The following is a 16,414-nucleotide window of genomic DNA, read 5'->3' on the forward strand; positions in this document are numbered from 1 at the left end:
CCCACTGAGGGAAGAGCAAATTTTTTAGAGTCAGGCTACAAAAAAATTACCGGAGCAGTTTAGGCTGGGTAACTGCCCCGGTAAAGTAATCTACAGATGATACACAAAATTGGACATCGGCTCTAAACAGCAACTGCTCCCGATGCGATCGCTTACTTGGAAAGTTGTATAAATCAGACTCTAATGCTTCTGTGTTAGGAAAATTGAAGATTCTGGATCGGGAAAGACTCATCAAAACCAGAGACTATCCCTCAGATTTGGCATCTAATCATTTATTGTCAAATCTACACATCGAAAATAAACTCCCAATCCAAAAACTGAAATCAAACATTGATTAGTCGTTGTCCCATTCTTCACGACCAATTAAATCGCCAATGCGATCGCGCAACAAAAAGTCACATTTCTCTAACTCACATTCAACGCAAACCCACTCTCTCGCTGGGATGTATTGGCAGAGTGTATATATTGGTTGTTGTCGGCTAACCATTCCCTTTTCCACCAGGCGACGTGCTTCGTCCTGGATTACGTCTAGAGAGTAGTAATTGATAGAAGGCACCGTATTCACACTCATGGTTTTTACTCACAAATTTATATGTAGATAGGGTTCCCCATATTTGTCTAGGAACAAACATGGCAAGCATTAGACTTGTGGCTAGGGTTTTGTAGTTTGCTATACGGAACTATTATCATTTTGACGCTACACATCCTCAAAATATTTAAAGAAATGTTAAGTTTGTCAATAAACCCTGACATTAGCCATAACTCCGCTTAATATAATAATGCCAAAGTAATTAACTTAACCTGCTATGAAGACTGCGTGAGCTGCATTCATCAGGTCTAAAAGTCTGTATTTTACTGCCTTTAGCCATAATTTAGTGGGCGTAAATAGTTGAGACCATAGACTGTTTATATACTAGATAATCACCGTAGAGTTTTGTTTAGAGATACTAGGATTTCTCCATAAAAAAGCAAGCCCTTGGAAAAACCTGTCCAAAATTGGTCAGCCAATGCTAGGAAAGCAGCTTTGAGAGAGAATCTCGTTTTCACACAATATCTTAGGTGATGCCGCCAAAAAGCACCGAGTTTACGCATCTAACGAATAGATTTTCGATAAGGAACCGCCAATGAAAGGATAACTTTAATGAAACCCCCCATTTCTGACGAGACCTAGGGTATAAACTATTGCAAAACATTAGGGATAAGGTACACCAATAAGGCTTGTAGCGCCCCAACTGTTAACAATTTTTTAAATACTCACGTAATTGCTTGGTTAATTTTAACACCATAATTTAGATAACTTTAAATTGAAACAGACGTGATTTAATCACGTCTGTCAATTGTTTGGCAGATTAAGAGAAATTAATTATTCGGAATTGACCTATTCTGGAAATTCTTCATCATCTTCATCTGTGCTTTCAACCGGACGCTGATCCTTGAGTTGGTTCAATAAGGCCAGCACCTTATTACCCCGTTCTAGAGAGCGATCTTCGATAAATATCACTTCTGGGGTGCGACGTAGCCTTACCCGCGCACCGATTTCACTGCGGACGTAACCTGTCGCCGACTTTAAACCTGCCATTGTTTCTGCCTTAGCTTCCTCTGTACCATAAATACTGACGAAGATTTTGGCGTGTTGCAGGTCGCCAGAAACATTGACATCCGTAACGCTTACCATTCCTGTACCCACACGGTCATCCTTAATGCCGTTGAGCAGCATTTGGCTAACTTCCCGTTTGATCAATTCAGCAACGCGGGAAACGCGGCGATCTGTAGCCATATAAATTTCGCCTCCTCACAGAGGTTGTACGACATCAATAGATATAAGTTGGGGAGGACAATACTTAAGGCTGACGAAGCCAACAGCAACAGTCCCTAGGGCTAAGTCCCCGATGTAGCCCTATTCTAGATTGTACTCAAGCCCAACATTGCCCGCAGGGTGAGTGTAACAAAAAACAGACCACCCGCAAATAAACCCAAAACAGCAACCAAGGTGACAGGTCGCTTCAAGAATGGCAGTAATGGCTCAAACGTATTGAGCAAAATGCCTAAGAGAGTGGTGATGAAGTAGCGGGGGTAGCGAAAGACGTTATCCCAAAATCCGTCAAACATTTGAATTTAGACTGCCTTGTTATAGAATATACGTTTGTTTGGATGTGCTTTATATATTTAATTGTAATCTATGCGGATGAAAAATAACTCAAGTAATATAAAATATGGTTCGTCAGTTATATTAACTTTATTTAGTAGCTGAGTTTCAGTTGAATCAGAAGTAAATGGTAATTCAAATTCCCAAGGAAACTTGCCCGCGTCCATTTTTGAAGTGGGCTGGAGGTAAAGGTAGGTTAATTCAGCAATATAAGAACTATTTTCCCGAAAGTTACAATACTTACTATGAGCCATTCTTAGGTGGGGGTGCTGTTTTTTTTCATCTGCAACCATCAGCAGCAGTTTTGACTGATATTAATCCCGAATTGATTACTACTTATCGTTGCGTTAGAGATTCTGTTGATGATTTAATCGAACGCCTGAAAAAGCATAAGCAGCAACATGATAAACATGATAAAGATTATTACTATGAGGTGCGCTCTTATCCTGAAGGCAGTGATTTAGAAAAAGCGGCGCGTTTTATTTATCTTAATAAAACCTGTTTCAATGGTCTTTATCGCGTTAATTCGCAAGGTAAGTTTAATGTTCCTTTAGGCAGATATAAAAATCCTGGAATTTGTAATGAGGAATTACTGCGAGCCGCATCCATAGCACTTTATAAGAAAAAAATCAGAAAAGCAGATTTTGCTCAAGTGTTAAATCATGCGACAAGCAGTGATGATTTTGTTTTTTTTGACCCACCATATTATCCTGTAAGTGAAACAAGCTATTTTACAGCTTACAGTCGCTATTCCTTTGCTGAAAATCAGCAAATTAAATTAAAGGATGTATTTGTAGAATTAGCTAAACAAGGTGTCAAAGTTATGCTGTCTAATTCAGATTGTCCATTTATTCGCAATCTTTATAGTGGTTTCAATATTTACACTATATCAGCAGCAAGGTCAATTAATTCTAATGCCCAAAGGCGGGGCAAGATTACCGAAGTATTAGTAACCTCATATTAAAGATTATTGTTAGCCCAAATAATAAATGAAGTTAGTTCATAAACTGCTCGTAAATTCTGATTAAAACCAACTTGGTTTTTTAACCAACGAATGGCTCCTGTCCTCATACCTCCACCATCAATCAAAACAATAGCTGGTGCTGGGTAACAATTCTGAATATTTAAGTTAACGTATGGAAGTTTTTCATCAACTGAGCCACCACCTCCCTGCCATTTACATTCAATGATTAAACCAGACGAGATTGAAGCAGAACCAATGATGTAGAAATCAACAGAGATGTCAGTACCATAAATTCCTGCTCCTATGTTGACCTGCGTTGCGTATCGTTTGGGTAAGTTAGTACTTTTTAGAAGAGAGTCTAGGCGCTGTTTCTGTGTTAAATTTTCACCGACTTGGATATATCCATGACCTGCCAAAGTCCCTTCTAAGGTTTTTTCTAAAACCTTGCCAGATTTATTTGCTCTGCCGCCCTGTGTCATTTGATTGGCCTCTGAATTATTGGCATTTTCTACGTTATAAGTCTAAGATTATACAATAATACAGTTCAGCTAATCATTATTGTAGGTTGGGTAGAGCGTCAGCGAAACTCAACAACGTCAACGAAACTTTGGGTTTCGTTCCTCAACTCAACCTACGTAGATTTTGAGTTTTAACCTTAATTTAATAGTATTCTAATATACAGACTGTCCGCACAAAAAACCAAGTATGGAAGCAGTAGCAAAGGGTTAGATGCTTAATATGAATTTTTGATTTTGGCTAAACGAGAAAATAAAATTTTATGGTACTGCAGTACTAATTGCAAAGAAATGTATTAGTATTGAGGAGGAAGAACGGCTTGCTCTCTTATTGGAGAGAAAATTAGCTGTAAAGATGAATTGTCAAATGGGGCTAAATTCCAGATTATCTGCCCCACATTTACCTCTAATTCTCCCCGTACCGTCGGGAGAATTAGAGGGGATTTTTCTTGGCAACAACTGGGGTTTAGACGGGATAAAGCTCCGATACATTGGGTGATTTACCTTGGCTTTAGCTTGTCTGAGCTTCAGTATGACCGTTGCGGATAGACCATGCTAGTTCTAACATTTGCGTCCAACGCTTTTGCAGTTGTTTGGGAGTGCATTGGATGGCTTTAGCGATCGCCTGATCACTTTGACGTGCAGTTTTCAACTGGTAGATTTGCTGTTGCTGTTCTGTGAGTTGACCCCAGAAGGCATCCCACTGCAAGGAAGACAGACCTAGCTTGTGTTCTAAACCGGCACCTAACCATTGATGCACCAACTGCCATTGGTGTTGTTTGGCAAACTTTTCAACGTGGTATTTAAAACGTTGTTGTAGATAGTCGCGCTGACGGCTAGTTAGACCGAGAATTTGGTCAATTTCCGGTGCAGAGAGGTCTTGGAGTTTCAGAGATAGGTAATCCATACAGTCAGATTGACCTTGAGACTCCAGGTATTTCATCAATTCAGCAATCACGCGATCGCGTTCCGACTCTTCAGAAGGATCGAAATTAGCTTTAGCAACCATTTGCGATCTAATCTGTTGCACCGCCACGCTGCGCTGATAAGATTCCGCTTCTTCACTCTTAGCAGAATCCACCGCCATTTCAATATCCACAGTCGTTTCTTGGGGCTGACGGCGAGCAAAACCTTGAGCGCGGAGAATAATCAATTGCTGATTAGCCCCACCAGGCAAATTGATCCGGCGCTTTGCATATTGCTCTGTAAACGCCATGTATTCCGCTAATTGCAACTGAGTGCGCGGCGTAAAATCTTCCGGTAATTCGTTTTCTCGACGGAAAGCTTTGATAGCTTCGATATAAAATGCTTGCAGAAAATCTTCAATCAGATTGTAACGAGCCTCAAAACCCAACTCTGAGCCTGCAACCGTAACGTGACGATAAACAATAGCGCCCAGACTGCTATGTAATTCCACACGCCCTTGTTTTGAACCCAGTTGGTAATAACGCAGGCACTTTTGCAGACGATGTCTTGCCAAAGTAAGTTGCCAAGACTTGACTTGCCCAGAGGTTTGAATGCGGGAGCTTTTATCGCAAATACGTTCTACTTCTTTAGTTATTCGCTTGGCGGCAGCTAGCACACACCCATGTCTAGCTTTCACTTGAGACTGCATTTCCTCAGATAGCAGTTGAATCAAGGTATCAGTGTTGCTGGCTGACAAGTCTTCAGTCGCAACGTGGAGATCAAAAGTAGGTGTCGAATTTAGCAGATTGGCGAAGTTGGCTTTCATGACTTTTCCTGGAAGTGGTATTGCACCTTAACTAAAACGCAGACACAGCAGGCCAGTCTTAGCTGGAGAATCTTTTGGTTTTCATCCATCAAGACTCGCCGCATGTATTGCTCACATATAAGACTGTAGGAAATTTAATTAAGCTAAAGGGACGTCAATGTGTCGCTTTTTGCATAAGCCACCACATCCCTGATAAAACAGGGGTCGCTAAAACTACTCCAAACCCTTACCATGCCGAGATTTATTCACATCCCTTTATCCGCGTTCTCAGTGCCTCTGAGTATGACAATTTAAAAACTGGAGTATGTTTATTTTATTTTCCGAAAATCAGGGGTGGGCCTGTGAAGTTTAATTCTTATACCCAAGCTGCTGCTGCTTCCCAACCTAAACCTCTCCGTGTAATAACTGGTTCCTCTGCCGTCAAATCTAAAATGGTAGACACTTGATATGTGGGTTCTTCACCAGTGTCTATAATGATATCTACCAAGTTTTCCAAACGGTCAAATAGCTCTGCCTGTGACAGAATAGGTTCTGGCTCTACTCCATCATCTACATCATCTGGTGGCAGATGTGCGGAAGTTGAAATAATTGGATTTCCTAAGGCTGCCAGCAAGGCCAAACACACATTATGATTTGGCACTCTAATTCCCGTTGTTTTCCGCTTGGGGCTTTGCACCAGTCGCGGCACTAACTTGGTAGCAGGTAGCAAAAAGGTGTAAGGCCCTGGTATCAGACGCTTCATAATCCGATAGGCTGTATCACTTACGAAGGCATAAGTTGCCACATTGGACAGCGAGGGACATAAAAATGTCAGTGGTTTATCATTTGCTAGCTGCTTAATTTGTCGCACTCGTTCCACCGCCGACTTGGCATTTAAATCACAACCAATTGCATAAACTGTATCAGTAGGATAGAGCATGATAGCGCCACTGAAGAGCGCCGACTTTATTTCCTCTATTCGTCGATTTTGAGGATTATCAGGATGAACTGTGAAAATTTTTGCCATAAGAGTTATTTATGTTGATATTTGGGGATTTACCTTGCCAGGAAAATAAAAAAATGGGGGAATGGGGATAATTACCAATGCCCAATCCCCCATTCTCAATTATCAATTCTTACCAATTTATAAGTGTCAAATATATGAGCAAAGTAGCTTATCTTCAATGTCCAACGGGGATTTCCGGTGATATGTGCCTGGGAGCCTTAGTCAGTCTGGGCGTTCCCATCGAGTATTTAGTTGAAAACCTCGATAGGTTGGGAATTGAACAGGAATACAAATTGCGGGTAGAACTTGTCCATCGTCAAACCCAGCAGGCGACTAAAGTCCATGTAGATTTAGTCCACCATCATCATGATCACGACCATGAGCATAGTCACCATCATGGACGCCACCTACCAGAAATAGAGGAGATGATTCTCAAAGCTTCGTTGCCATCACGGGCAGAAGCTTGGAGTTTGGCGGTATTCCGGCAGCTAGCAATAGCAGAAGGGGCGGTACATGGCATTGAACCAGAAAAAGTTCATTTTCATGAAGTGGGTGCTGTGGATGCGATCGCGGATATTGTCGGCACTTGTCTGGGGTTAGATTGGTTAGGCATCGACAGCAATCAGGCAGGATTGCCCCTACTATACTGCTCGGCTCTCCCTACTGGTGGCGGGACTGTTCGCGCCGCACATGGTCAGATGGCGGTGCCAGTACCAGCGGTATTGAAATTATGGGAAATGCGGGGTTGTCCAGTTTATAGCAACGGTATAGACCGAGAACTAGTGACACCAACAGGCGCTGCGATCGCCACTACCCTAGCAAGAGACTTTGGTTCACCACCCCCAATCACCATTAAGCAGGTAGGACTAGGAGCAGGTTCCCTAGATTTGCCCATTCCCAATATACTACGCCTCTGGCTGGGTGAAAGCACAGCTTTACAGTCAGATTTCCCCGATTTTGGCAATAGCAGCCCAAGTTTAGAAACCATCTCCGTACTAGAAACCCAAATTGATGACTTAAATCCCCAAGCCGTCGGCTATGTATTTGATGCCTTATTTGCCGCTGGTGCGGTGGATGTCTTTACCCAGCCCATAGGAATGAAAAAGTCCCGTCCAGGAATTTTACTGACTGTGATTTGTCATCCCGAAAACCTACCTAGTTGTGAAGCGATTTTATTTCGTGAAACGACTACTTTGGGAATTCGGCGGACAACTCAACAACGCGCCATCTTACAACGGGAAATTCAACAGGTCGAAACTGAATATGGTAGAGTACGTGTGAAAATAGCATGGAAAGGACAAACGCCAGAAAAAGTTATCGCTAATGTCCAGCCAGAATATGAAGATTGTGCAGACTTAGCGCGAAAACATAATATTCCCTGGCGCGAAATTCACCGATTAGCCCTACAGAGTTGGCATTTAGCACATCAAAACTAGCTAGCTGCCTGGAACAATAAAGCAAAGGACAGGCGTCTCGCCTGTCCTAAAGTGAGTGATTAATTTCAATCAGCTTCTGCTATATAAAACCTAGACAAAGCTAGACTTTACTTTCTACTTCAACGGGAGCATGGGAGCGGTTATCCCTCAGTAGACTTACACGCTGTAGCCCAACGCAATCTTTCTTTTTTTCAGATTCTCAAAAAGACTATCACTATCATTGCTTGGTTTTCGCGTCAGCAACAGTCTTAGTCAATATTTGTGACATGGGAATTATATATCGAGTATTTGATTTTTTCAACTAAAATATATTGACAAAAGTCAATATATGTATAGCTTTGTCTAGAAAATTGTCAGCTTAGGACTAGTTCTTCACAGCGTCGGCTGCATCCTCAGCTGTCCGCTCGACATTTGTCTTAGTATCCTCAGTTGCACGCTGAAGACTCTTTGTCAAGCCTTTGACCGCACTCTGAGTATTTTCCTGGAGATTTTCAATTCCTCGCTGAGTCCCCTGAGTGACACCTTCCCGCACTTCCTCAGCTGAACCACCTACATCCTCACCTAGATTCTTCACCCTTTCACCAAAAGGAGTGCCTTCCCGATAATTTCGGACATATTGTTCAGTAGAGTCAATCCCCTTCTGCTCAACATTCCTCTGAGCCTTTTCACTCAGATCCTCAGCCCTTGCTTTGGCGGCTTTCTCAGCAGCTTTAGCTCTCGGATCTACATCACTAAAGTTGTTCATTCCCCCTTCATAGGGAGTAGAAATATCATAACTTTTTGTCGGGTCGTATCGTACAGCATTAGGTGGTTGAGTAGAAGGTTGTGGTGGCTGTGCAGCTACTCCTGGACGATTACAAGCTTGTGCCAGAACTAAAAACGTTCCTGCCAAAAAGACCGTTAAAACTTTCAGAGGGCGAAGGTTTTTCAGCCAAGTAATTACTCTATTCATCATCCTACTCCTTGGGTTTTCATGAATCAAACGTTAACCAATCTGGAATTTTGGCAACAAAAAAAAGTTTTATTTACATACCGCTAAATTTTTTGGTAAGTAGGTGGACGTGAGATAACCAAAATGTGTAACGATATGTTTAGCAATAATGCTTTTAGGTGAATATTGCTTGAACAACGCTTTTCAAAGATAGGAAAATAAAATACTCTTTACCTCTAGCGCAGGCTACATTATACTGAGGAACAAACTGCTATTTGTATCTAACTATAGAGAGATATTATTTAATATCGGGAGCTATGAGGATGTTTTAGCTTATTTGTTAGATTGGATCAATTAATGCTGACTACTATCAGCCTAAAGAAAGATATTAAATGTGTAGGTGCTATATCTAGACGTCTACATAAAAATAGTCAACTGTCAAGAATTCTAAAAATATTTGTCCTGATACAAAAGTTTTTGATTCCTCAACAAATCAAGATAATTTGTAAAAAGAGATACATAAACTCGTTTAGCACCTCAAGTATTTTTTTGAAACCCTTTAAATGTGTAGCTGATATACCATAATATTTAATGTGTTCAGCCCAAGCTGCTCTAACTGGTAAATTACCAAAACGATGAAGCAAATTTTACGCTGGCTAATTTTGGGCGGGACGCTATTTTTTTTAGGTAAAGCCGTGAAAGATCACTGGCTTGAGGTGACTGAGATCCGTATTGATGATGTAGGATGGGCAATTTTAGCAATCGCGACAGGTGTCACTTTACTGGCACATACTTGGGCAGGTTGGATATGGACTTGGATTCTGCGAGAGTTAAATCAACCTGTTCCATCTTCTCAGTTCATCCAAGTTTATCTAAAAACAAACATTGCCAAGTATTTGCCAGGTAACGTCTGGCATTACTATGGGCGAATTGTGGCCGCAAAAAATGCTAGTATTCCTGCTGGTACGGCTACTTTAAGCGTCTTACTAGAACCGCTACTTATGGCTGCTGCTGCTTTAATCATAATTGACTTATTCGGTAGTCAAGTTGCGATGGCGTCCCGCCCGCCGGAGGCGATTGCTAATAGCAATTTTGCTGTACAAAGCCTACAATTTATCAGTTTAGCTGTAATTCTTTGTGCAGTTCATCCTTGGTTTTTGAACCCAGTAATCCGCTTTTTGTACCGATTAAAGAGGCAAAAATCCGATACTAATACCCAGCCAATTATTAGTTTAACTATTGAACGCTATCCTCTGAGACCTTTATTAGGAGAATTGATTTTTTTAGGACTGCGTGGTGCTGGATTTATATTAACTATATATGCCCTGAGTCCTTTGAATGTAAGTCAAATACCTTTATTGTTAGGGGCTTTTAGTTTTGCCTGGTTGCTAGGGTTAATAGTTCCTGGTGCTCCTGGTGGGTTAGGTGTTTTTGAAGCAACTGCGATCGCACTTTTGCAAAACCGCTTTCCCGCTGCTTTAGTAATTAGTGCGATCGCACTATATCGTCTAATTAGTATCCTAGCTGAAACCGCTGGTGCTGTCTTAGCTTGGCTTGATGAACGCCTTGCTAATTAATAAATGTGGCGTTCTGCTATTGCATTACAATACAAGTAGACCCTCCTATACTTGCTAGGGGGGTCTATTTAGACTTTCAGTTGTTTCATGGGGGTGGAGGGACTTGAACCCACACGACCTTTTACGGTCAACGGATTTTCATTCTCCCGCAGCTTTCACTGCTGCCTAGTTGCTCTAAGAGCTTGAGGCTTTGAGAATTGGACTCTCCCTTTACCCTCGACTTAACGTTAGGGTAGCTCCCGTCGGGTCTCTGCACCTTCCCTCAATTTTGAATTTTAGATTTTGGGTTTTGGATTGAAGTCCAAAATAAAATCTCAATTCTAAAATTTCTGGGCTTGGCTCAGGATTGCCTTGTCTGTTGCCAGATTTAGGTTTCCCTGAGTTTGAGAGCTTACACTTGAAAGATTTCTCTATCAAGGCTCAGTTATCTAAGTCCGTAGCGTCTACCATTCCGCCACACCCCCAAAGGGTCACTTTCACTTGTTTTTTGGAGGCAGTTAAAACCTCCTCACCTATTCCAGCATTAATTGCGTCTTTTGTCCAACTAGATTTAAAAATTTTGTCTAGCTTGGCTATTTAAGAGCGTTTATTGCGGAAATTCTATTCTACCACAATAACAGCTTTTTCAACCTTCTGCATCAAAAATCTATCTAAAATCCAAAATCCTTCGACTGAGCGCTCACGAGGAAGTCCAAAATCTAAAATCGCTGTGGTAATACTTCCCTCAGTCCAGCCGTTCAGCATATCATGAGAAACAGATGCACCAATTTAGTCTTACAAAATCCGACAAAGAATTATGGTTGTAGCCCTACTGTATCTGACTTTGGCTGGAGCTTATCTTTTAGCAGTACCAATTGCTGTCCTGCTATACCTGAAGCTGCGGTGGTATGTAGCTAGCTCCGTAGAGCGTGCCTTCATGTACTTTTTGGTGTTTTTCTTCTTTCCAGGTTTATTAGTTCTATCGCCGTTTGTGAACATTCGACCTCAGCGGCGACAAATTGTTTAACAAGATTGGTAGGTCATAAATCTCATGCGACGCATTGACGCAATTGGCATTGGTATTGGCATTTTTGTGGCTGGTGGCTTGGGATATCTAGGATTGCAGCTAGTAGGATTAGACGCTACCAAAGCGGGGATATGGAGCCAAATCTTGCTAGTGGCTGGCTTGGTTGGTTGGTTAGTCACCTATGCTTTCCGGGCGGGGGGAAAAAAAATGACCTACCATCAACAACGCCAAGAGTATGAACAAGCCTTTTTCCAAAAGCGGCTAGACGAACTCACGCCGGCAGAATTGGCAAAAATTCAAGCTGAGATTGAACAAGAAGAGCAAACTCAGGTGTGATAGCTATTAAATAGTTTTATCATCAGAAGCAGAATCTCTGTCACGAATTGTGCGGGGAGTGTCAATATTGACTAGTGACCATTGACTACTGACTAATGACTAATGACTGCAATTTCCCATTGCTTTGAAACCCTGAGGCGGAATCATGAGTGTGCTCTGATTCCTTTTATTACTGCTGGCGATCCAGATTTAGAAACAACAGCCCAAGCTTTGCAAATTCTGGATCGCTCTGGAGCAGATATTATTGAACTGGGTGTACCCTACTCTGATCCTTTGGCGGATGGCCCAGTGATTCAAGCGGCGGCTACCCGCGCTCTGCAACGGGGAACCACCTTGGATCAGGTGCTGGAAATGCTGTCAGCAACTACTCCCAGTTTAAAGGCGCCGATTATCTTATTTACCTACTACAACCCAATTTTGCACCGAGGAGTAGAAAAGTTTCTCCAGCAAATTGTGTCTGCTGGGGTAGGGGGATTGGTGGTGCCTGATTTGCCCTTAGAAGAGGCGTCAGGCTTGCTCAAACCAGCCAGTGAGATGGGAATTGACGTGACCTTGTTAGTGGCTCCCACCAGTTCTGCCGAACGTATAGAAGCGATCGCCCGTTCATCCCTTGGTTTTATCTATTTGGTCAGTGTGACTGGTGTCACGGGGATGCGATCGCAAATGGAAGCGCGAGTGCCTGATTTAATCAAACAAATTCGTAGTGTTACTGATAAGCCCATTGGTGTAGGGTTTGGCATTTCCCAAATTGAACAAGCTCGTCAGGTGAGGGAGTGGGGCGCAGATGCGGCAATTGTCGGTAGTGCTTTTGTCAAACGACTGGCAGAAGGCACACCAGCACAGGGACTGAATGCGATCGCTGAATTTTGCCAAAGTCTCAAGGCAGCCATCAAGACAACCGAAGTATAAATACTCCCTCTTGAACAGTAGGAGAAAGTAGATTAAAAAAGGATAACAGTGTATTTGTTTGTCATCTATAGGTGGACAATTTGACCGATATGGTCTTGAATATTAACAGCGTATACAGGCTGTAAAATAAACTAGCTGATAGGGTCGCTTATAGTTTGGGTATTATGTCGAAGTGAAGTAGGCGAGAAATTCTATGTGTGTGAGAGTGAGTCAGTCACAATTGAGGAGCAAAGGCGATGAGTGAGAGTATGGCATTTATCGGTGGGGTCGCTGTAGCTGGGCTGGCGGCTCTCGTACTGTTGAAAGGGACAAATATTCCCCTACAATCTAACTTCGCTATGCCCCAAATGCCCGCCACGGTAATGGCACCCCAGGTAATGCAGCCACCAATGCAATATCCTTATGGTGGGCAACCAGTATATAACAATCAACCACCTGCTGCGCCCAATCCCAGCCAAAGCGTGGAAGCGGAAAAACTGAATATCCAGAATGAGCGGTTGAAATCTGAGAATGAACAGATGAAAGCGCAAATTCAACAACTCCAAAACCAAGTTCAAAATTTCACCAATTGGCAATGGCAGCAAGCCCAGCAGAATAACCAACTAAAATTAGCACCCGCAGCCTATCAGCCGCAAACTGATGCTCAATGGTGGCGTTCACCTATGTTGTGGGCTGTGGGTGGCGCAACTCTGACTATTGGTGGTGGTGTGGTTGTAGCTGGGGTCTTGGCTTTATTTTCGCCAAAACAGCGGTCTACCCGCACTGTCCAAGTGATTCACCCCTACCACGGTTCGACACCACCCTTATCTCCTGTTCGTAGGGCTGAGTTCTTGCCCTCTCGTGCAGAAGCAAGGCGAGTTGAAGCCCCAGAATACGACGAAATCCATTAAAACCAAAAAGCATGAGGCGATCAATATTCGATGATCGCCTTCATGCTGTGATAAATATTAATTATTCATCAGTAACCGACCGCCATGGGTAGCGGGCGATATTTTTGAACAGGAAATCATGCTGGCAGATATCTAAATACAGTGCTGAAACAACCTTGAGATTACACACCACTGTTAGGTGTTGCTGTAGTAGCTGGTTTGTCAGTATTAACAGATTCCTGTTGGGGAGGACTTTGATTAACTTGGGTGTCTGCCTTGGGAAGTGCCTGTTTCGCTAAATTTTCGGCTGCTTGTTTAAACAAGGGATCTAATTTATCTCGCCAGTATTTAATATTGGGTAACTTTTCTGGATTGTCTCTATAAGCCAAAACTTTATCCCATTGACCTTGATCAATCGCTGTATTGATATCATTTGATAGAGCTTCAGCTTTTGCCCAATCTTGCTGCCACTGATCAATTATTTTGGCTGTTTCTTTGATGCCAGAAGCCGCATTTGCTGGAATCGACCTGAGTTTAGCGATCGCACCCAACAAATCTCCTGATTCATACTTCTGTCTTGCTTGTTCCACAATCGAAGCGCTGTTATCAGCAGGTTTTGGTGGCTCAGAATTTACAGAGTCAGAAGTTGAATTTTCTGATGATTCAGGCGTGGGAATGACTACCTTAGGTTTTGGCTGCGGCTTGGGCAATGATTGAGTAGCAATCAGGGTACTATCATCTATAGTCTCAACGCCAATATCTTTGTCACGTAGGCAAGAAACCCATTGTTCGTTATTAGTTATCACCTTGGAGTTTGCCCAAGCTAAACGTCCAGAGTTAAGTTTAACCTCTACCCAACCTCGTTTTGTCCGCCTGCCAGTAGCTGCAAATTTGGTATCATTGCCAATAGTTTGGACAATATTATCAGAATCAATAGCATTCGGTTGAGAACGAATATTAGAATTACCCTCTACCACAACCAAGCAATTTTTTGCTGTAGCGGGATCATTCCCCGTTAAATTAGCAGTTAAGTTTTTCAACTGTGGGTAGACATTGGCTGCTAAGGCAGCTGCACCACCTGCTAATAATATGGCAATTAATAGGGGCAATGGGTCGGTTCTATTAGGATCTTTACTAGGGGCAGGTTTGGTAACAACAGGAGCAGAATTAGCGGGAGCAACGGCGAGAGTTTTTTGCTGTCCTAATACTTGCGATGCAGCAGGTTTAGTTGCTGGGTAGTTGGGGTTTTTGGGTAGTTCGGTCGGTATGACAGGTGGAAAGTTGGAATTAACCAAAACTCTACAGGCTTGCAGCGCTTCTGTAACGTTTTGGTAGCGGTCTTTGAAGTGATAACGCACCATCTTGGTTAAAACTGCTGCCAATTGGGGGTTAACAAGGACTAAATGCTGCCAAATAAATTCGCCTGTATCGGGGTCTTCTTGTAATTGGCTGGCGGGTATTCCCGTTAGCGCTTGAATGGCAATAATACCGAGGGAATAGATATCACTGTTGGGACGGGGTTTGCCTTGTCCTTGTTCTGTAGGCATATAGCCAGGAGTGCCAATAGCTACCGTGGCTGTAGATGGTGCGCCAACTGCCACCAGATGGGTACGCAATTGTTTAACTGACCCAAAGTCTACTAAAACTAATTTATAATCAGACGAACGACGGATGATATTATCTGGCTTGATGTCGCGGTGAATTACGCCTTGTTGGTGGACAAATTCCAGAATTAAGAGAATTTCCAGCAACAGGTGAATTACTTGGCTTTCACTCCAGCGCTGACCAGGTATGAGTTCTTCACTCAGGGTATATCCGTCAATAAACTCTTGGACTAAGAAAAATTCTTGGTTCTCGTCAAAGTAAGCCAAAAGCCGGGGTATCTGGTCATGGTTGCCCAGCTTTTCTAAGGTTTCGGCTTCATTTTGGAACAGACGCTTGGCGGTGTCAAAAATTCTAGGGTCAGAATTGGCGGGTTTGAGGTGCTTGACAACGCAAATAGGATTGCCTGGCCGCCTGGTATCTTGGGCAATGTAGGTTTGACCAAATCCGCCTGTCGCTAGGACGCGAATGACTTGGTAACGATGGTCTAGCAGTTTGCCTATCATAATTCCCTCCCCAGGTTTAACACCTATTTTTCCCGATGGTAATAAATATCTCCAAATTTTCTTCCATGAAATCCGCTATCTTGAGAAAAGATTTAAACTAAAAACGCAGTTTCTTAATCAACGCTAATCGTTAATTTGTCTTTCAGACTCCCTGTTTACTACCGATGCCACCTAAAATAACAAATTCTGACGCATGGCAACAGGCTGAACTCCTCATGCAACCTGCTTTCATTCGCGTTATCGATAATATTCGCAAGCAACTCGATGCATCTTCCTGGAAAGGAACTTATCAAGATGTACTGATTTGGCCTGCTAACACCACCGATGAAATAAAAGCATTGGTAAATCAGTTGTTGCAAGACATAGAAACGGCAACGCCAGAACAAGCAGAGGAAATCCGAGCGACTCTTGCCGGTTTGCCCATGCCCCATCCAGGATATCATTTGAGTTTGCAACGTCAACAGCAGTACGTAAGTATAGATTTGTGGGATCTGTGTTATCAGGTGTGTTTTCTTAACTACAGTCCAGAAAGTGCCGAAGTCAGTATTGATACTAGTTTAATCGATGAATTTGGGGATGTCGATTGGCAGTGCTTGGAAGATAAGACTAAGGTGTTAGTTGAGCAGGTTTTTGCCGGTTTACCAGAGGGGTGAAGCCCTAACGATTAAAATCGCGCGCCACTTGCTTCAACGCGGGAAACCCGCGCAACACAGTGGCTTGGCTACCAGAACGTTCGCGTAGCGTCCCGTAGGGATAGCCCACCTTCGTGGGCTAAGAGGTAATACAGTTCAGCTTGAACAGCAAGGAGCCTCTCACCTACCCGCAAGGGAGGTGACGAGAGGAATTGCGAGACAAAAACGAAACGTCCCTTGACCACATCAATCCGCAGGATTGACCGAG

Annotated in this window: 18 protein-coding genes; 8 read left to right on the forward strand and 10 right to left on the reverse strand. The window is 42.8% G+C overall.

Translation table 11 applies throughout. The features are described from left to right. Nucleotides 1-46: 46 nt before the first annotated feature. The 4 genes from H6G32_RS23135 to H6G32_RS23150 all read right to left on the reverse strand — a co-directional run bounded on the left by H6G32_RS23135 (nt 47) and on the right by H6G32_RS23150 (nt 2,109). Nucleotides 47-232: a hypothetical protein gene (locus H6G32_RS23135; protein WP_190462572.1), complete on the reverse strand. Its 186-nt coding sequence runs from the start codon at nt 230-232 to the stop codon at nt 47-49. Nucleotides 233-334: 102 nt separating this feature from the next. Further along, nucleotides 335-571: a DUF4327 family protein gene (locus H6G32_RS23140; RefSeq protein WP_015207791.1), complete on the reverse strand. Its 237-nt coding sequence runs from the start codon at nt 569-571 to the stop codon at nt 335-337. Between the two features lie 807 nt (nt 572-1,378). Further along, on the reverse strand, nt 1,379-1,777 hold the full coding sequence (rbfA, locus tag H6G32_RS23145) for a 30S ribosome-binding factor RbfA (RefSeq protein WP_190462574.1): 399 nt from the start codon (nt 1,775-1,777) through the stop codon (nt 1,379-1,381). A 125-nt stretch (nt 1,778-1,902) separates the two neighbouring features. Continuing rightward, the gene (locus H6G32_RS23150) at nt 1,903-2,109 is read right to left on the reverse strand and encodes a DUF751 family protein (RefSeq protein ID WP_190462576.1); all 207 of its coding nucleotides are present in this window, start codon (nt 2,107-2,109) and stop codon (nt 1,903-1,905) included. A gap of 164 nt (nt 2,110-2,273) precedes the next feature. Between H6G32_RS23150 and H6G32_RS23155 the strand changes: the two genes are divergently transcribed. Next, nucleotides 2,274-3,110 (forward strand): DNA adenine methylase, encoded by an 837-nt coding sequence (locus tag H6G32_RS23155; RefSeq protein ID WP_190462578.1) that lies wholly within the window; start codon nt 2,274-2,276, stop codon nt 3,108-3,110. On the opposite strand, the gene H6G32_RS23160 is transcribed toward H6G32_RS23155, so the two are convergent. From H6G32_RS23160 to H6G32_RS23170, 3 genes are all read right to left on the reverse strand, one after another. Beyond that, the gene (locus H6G32_RS23160) at nt 3,107-3,589 is read right to left on the reverse strand and encodes a PD-(D/E)XK nuclease superfamily protein (RefSeq protein ID WP_190462579.1); all 483 of its coding nucleotides are present in this window, start codon (nt 3,587-3,589) and stop codon (nt 3,107-3,109) included. The genes H6G32_RS23155 and H6G32_RS23160 overlap by 4 nt on opposite strands. Before the next feature lie 547 nt (nt 3,590-4,136). After that, nucleotides 4,137-5,357, reverse strand: a complete 1,221-nt coding sequence (locus H6G32_RS23165) for a HetZ-related protein (RefSeq protein ID WP_190462581.1) — start codon at nt 5,355-5,357, stop codon at nt 4,137-4,139. Nucleotides 5,358-5,712: 355 nt separating this feature from the next. Then, nucleotides 5,713-6,363, reverse strand: coding sequence for an L-threonylcarbamoyladenylate synthase (locus tag H6G32_RS23170; RefSeq protein ID WP_190462584.1), 651 nt, complete (start codon nt 6,361-6,363; stop codon nt 5,713-5,715). 134 nt (nt 6,364-6,497) lie between these two features. Here H6G32_RS23170 and larC point away from each other — a divergent pair, with 134 nt between their 5' ends. Continuing rightward, nucleotides 6,498-7,778 (forward strand): nickel pincer cofactor biosynthesis protein LarC, encoded by a 1,281-nt coding sequence (gene larC / locus H6G32_RS23175; protein ID WP_190462586.1) that lies wholly within the window; start codon nt 6,498-6,500, stop codon nt 7,776-7,778. A 364-nt stretch (nt 7,779-8,142) separates the two neighbouring features. On the opposite strand, the gene H6G32_RS23180 is transcribed toward larC, so the two are convergent. Then, a complete protein-coding gene (locus H6G32_RS23180; protein ID WP_190462604.1) occupies nt 8,143-8,730 on the reverse strand; it encodes a DUF6658 family protein in 588 nt (195 codons plus the stop codon). A 614-nt stretch (nt 8,731-9,344) separates the two neighbouring features. Here H6G32_RS23180 and H6G32_RS23185 point away from each other — a divergent pair. Further along, the gene (locus H6G32_RS23185) at nt 9,345-10,286 is read left to right on the forward strand and encodes a lysylphosphatidylglycerol synthase transmembrane domain-containing protein (RefSeq protein WP_190462588.1); all 942 of its coding nucleotides are present in this window, start codon (nt 9,345-9,347) and stop codon (nt 10,284-10,286) included. A gap of 600 nt (nt 10,287-10,886) precedes the next feature. Here the strand turns inward: H6G32_RS23185 and H6G32_RS23190 are convergent. Further along, a complete protein-coding gene (locus H6G32_RS23190) occupies nt 10,887-11,030 on the reverse strand; it encodes a hypothetical protein (RefSeq protein WP_190462589.1) in 144 nt (47 codons plus the stop codon). 37 nt (nt 11,031-11,067) lie between these two features. Here H6G32_RS23190 and ndhL point away from each other — a divergent pair, with 37 nt between their 5' ends. From ndhL to H6G32_RS23210, 4 genes are all read left to right on the forward strand, one after another. Next, nucleotides 11,068-11,292 (forward strand): NAD(P)H-quinone oxidoreductase subunit L, encoded by a 225-nt coding sequence (gene ndhL, locus H6G32_RS23195; RefSeq protein WP_309232627.1) that lies wholly within the window; start codon nt 11,068-11,070, stop codon nt 11,290-11,292. 24 nt (nt 11,293-11,316) lie between these two features. Continuing rightward, nucleotides 11,317-11,628 (forward strand): DUF3007 family protein, encoded by a 312-nt coding sequence (locus tag H6G32_RS23200; RefSeq protein ID WP_190462594.1) that lies wholly within the window; start codon nt 11,317-11,319, stop codon nt 11,626-11,628. Between the two features lie 102 nt (nt 11,629-11,730). Then, nucleotides 11,731-12,537, forward strand: a complete 807-nt coding sequence (gene trpA, locus H6G32_RS23205) for a tryptophan synthase subunit alpha (protein WP_190462595.1) — start codon at nt 11,731-11,733, stop codon at nt 12,535-12,537. Nucleotides 12,538-12,773: 236 nt separating this feature from the next. Beyond that, nucleotides 12,774-13,427, forward strand: coding sequence for a heterocyst differentiation related protein (locus tag H6G32_RS23210; protein ID WP_190462597.1), 654 nt, complete (start codon nt 12,774-12,776; stop codon nt 13,425-13,427). Between the two features lie 161 nt (nt 13,428-13,588). Here the strand turns inward: H6G32_RS23210 and H6G32_RS23215 are convergent, their stop codons facing one another. Continuing rightward, nucleotides 13,589-15,514: a protein kinase domain-containing protein gene (locus tag H6G32_RS23215; RefSeq protein ID WP_190462599.1), complete on the reverse strand. Its 1,926-nt coding sequence runs from the start codon at nt 15,512-15,514 to the stop codon at nt 13,589-13,591. A gap of 164 nt (nt 15,515-15,678) precedes the next feature. Between H6G32_RS23215 and H6G32_RS23220 the strand changes: the two genes are divergently transcribed. Continuing rightward, nucleotides 15,679-16,167 carry a hypothetical protein gene (locus H6G32_RS23220; protein WP_190462602.1) on the forward strand — a complete coding sequence of 163 codons (489 nt, stop codon included), beginning with the start codon at nt 15,679-15,681 and terminating at the stop codon, nt 16,165-16,167. Nucleotides 16,168-16,414: the final 247 nt, after the last annotated feature.

This window comes from Cylindrospermum sp. FACHB-282 (assembly GCF_014697195.1).
Lineage (GTDB): Bacteria > Cyanobacteriota > Cyanobacteriia > Cyanobacteriales > Nostocaceae > Cylindrospermum.

What these genes read in the sequence shown, in the direction of transcription:
- H6G32_RS23135 (WP_190462572.1), bottom strand. Translation starts at nt 232, where the DNA reads ATGAGTCTTTCCCGATCCAGAATCTTCAATTTTCCTAACACAGAAGCA.
- H6G32_RS23140 (WP_015207791.1), bottom strand. Translation starts at nt 571, where the DNA reads ATGAGTGTGAATACGGTGCCTTCTATCAATTACTACTCTCTAGACGTA.
- rbfA (WP_190462574.1), bottom strand. Translation starts at nt 1,777, where the DNA reads ATGGCTACAGATCGCCGCGTTTCCCGCGTTGCTGAATTGATCAAACGG.
- H6G32_RS23150 (WP_190462576.1), bottom strand. Translation starts at nt 2,109, where the DNA reads ATGTTTGACGGATTTTGGGATAACGTCTTTCGCTACCCCCGCTACTTC.
- H6G32_RS23155 (WP_190462578.1), top strand. Translation starts at nt 2,274, where the DNA reads ATGGTAATTCAAATTCCCAAGGAAACTTGCCCGCGTCCATTTTTGAAG.
- H6G32_RS23160 (WP_190462579.1), bottom strand. Translation starts at nt 3,589, where the DNA reads ATGACACAGGGCGGCAGAGCAAATAAATCTGGCAAGGTTTTAGAAAAA.
- H6G32_RS23165 (WP_190462581.1), bottom strand. Translation starts at nt 5,357, where the DNA reads ATGAAAGCCAACTTCGCCAATCTGCTAAATTCGACACCTACTTTTGAT.
- H6G32_RS23170 (WP_190462584.1), bottom strand. Translation starts at nt 6,363, where the DNA reads ATGGCAAAAATTTTCACAGTTCATCCTGATAATCCTCAAAATCGACGA.
- larC (WP_190462586.1), top strand. Translation starts at nt 6,498, where the DNA reads ATGAGCAAAGTAGCTTATCTTCAATGTCCAACGGGGATTTCCGGTGAT.
- H6G32_RS23180 (WP_190462604.1), bottom strand. Translation starts at nt 8,730, where the DNA reads ATGAATAGAGTAATTACTTGGCTGAAAAACCTTCGCCCTCTGAAAGTT.
- H6G32_RS23185 (WP_190462588.1), top strand. Translation starts at nt 9,345, where the DNA reads ATGAAGCAAATTTTACGCTGGCTAATTTTGGGCGGGACGCTATTTTTT.
- H6G32_RS23190 (WP_190462589.1), bottom strand. Translation starts at nt 11,030, where the DNA reads ATGCTGAACGGCTGGACTGAGGGAAGTATTACCACAGCGATTTTAGAT.
- H6G32_RS23200 (WP_190462594.1), top strand. Translation starts at nt 11,317, where the DNA reads ATGCGACGCATTGACGCAATTGGCATTGGTATTGGCATTTTTGTGGCT.
- trpA (WP_190462595.1), top strand. Translation starts at nt 11,731, where the DNA reads ATGACTGCAATTTCCCATTGCTTTGAAACCCTGAGGCGGAATCATGAG.
- H6G32_RS23210 (WP_190462597.1), top strand. Translation starts at nt 12,774, where the DNA reads ATGAGTGAGAGTATGGCATTTATCGGTGGGGTCGCTGTAGCTGGGCTG.
- H6G32_RS23215 (WP_190462599.1), bottom strand. Translation starts at nt 15,514, where the DNA reads ATGATAGGCAAACTGCTAGACCATCGTTACCAAGTCATTCGCGTCCTA.
- H6G32_RS23220 (WP_190462602.1), top strand. Translation starts at nt 15,679, where the DNA reads ATGCCACCTAAAATAACAAATTCTGACGCATGGCAACAGGCTGAACTC.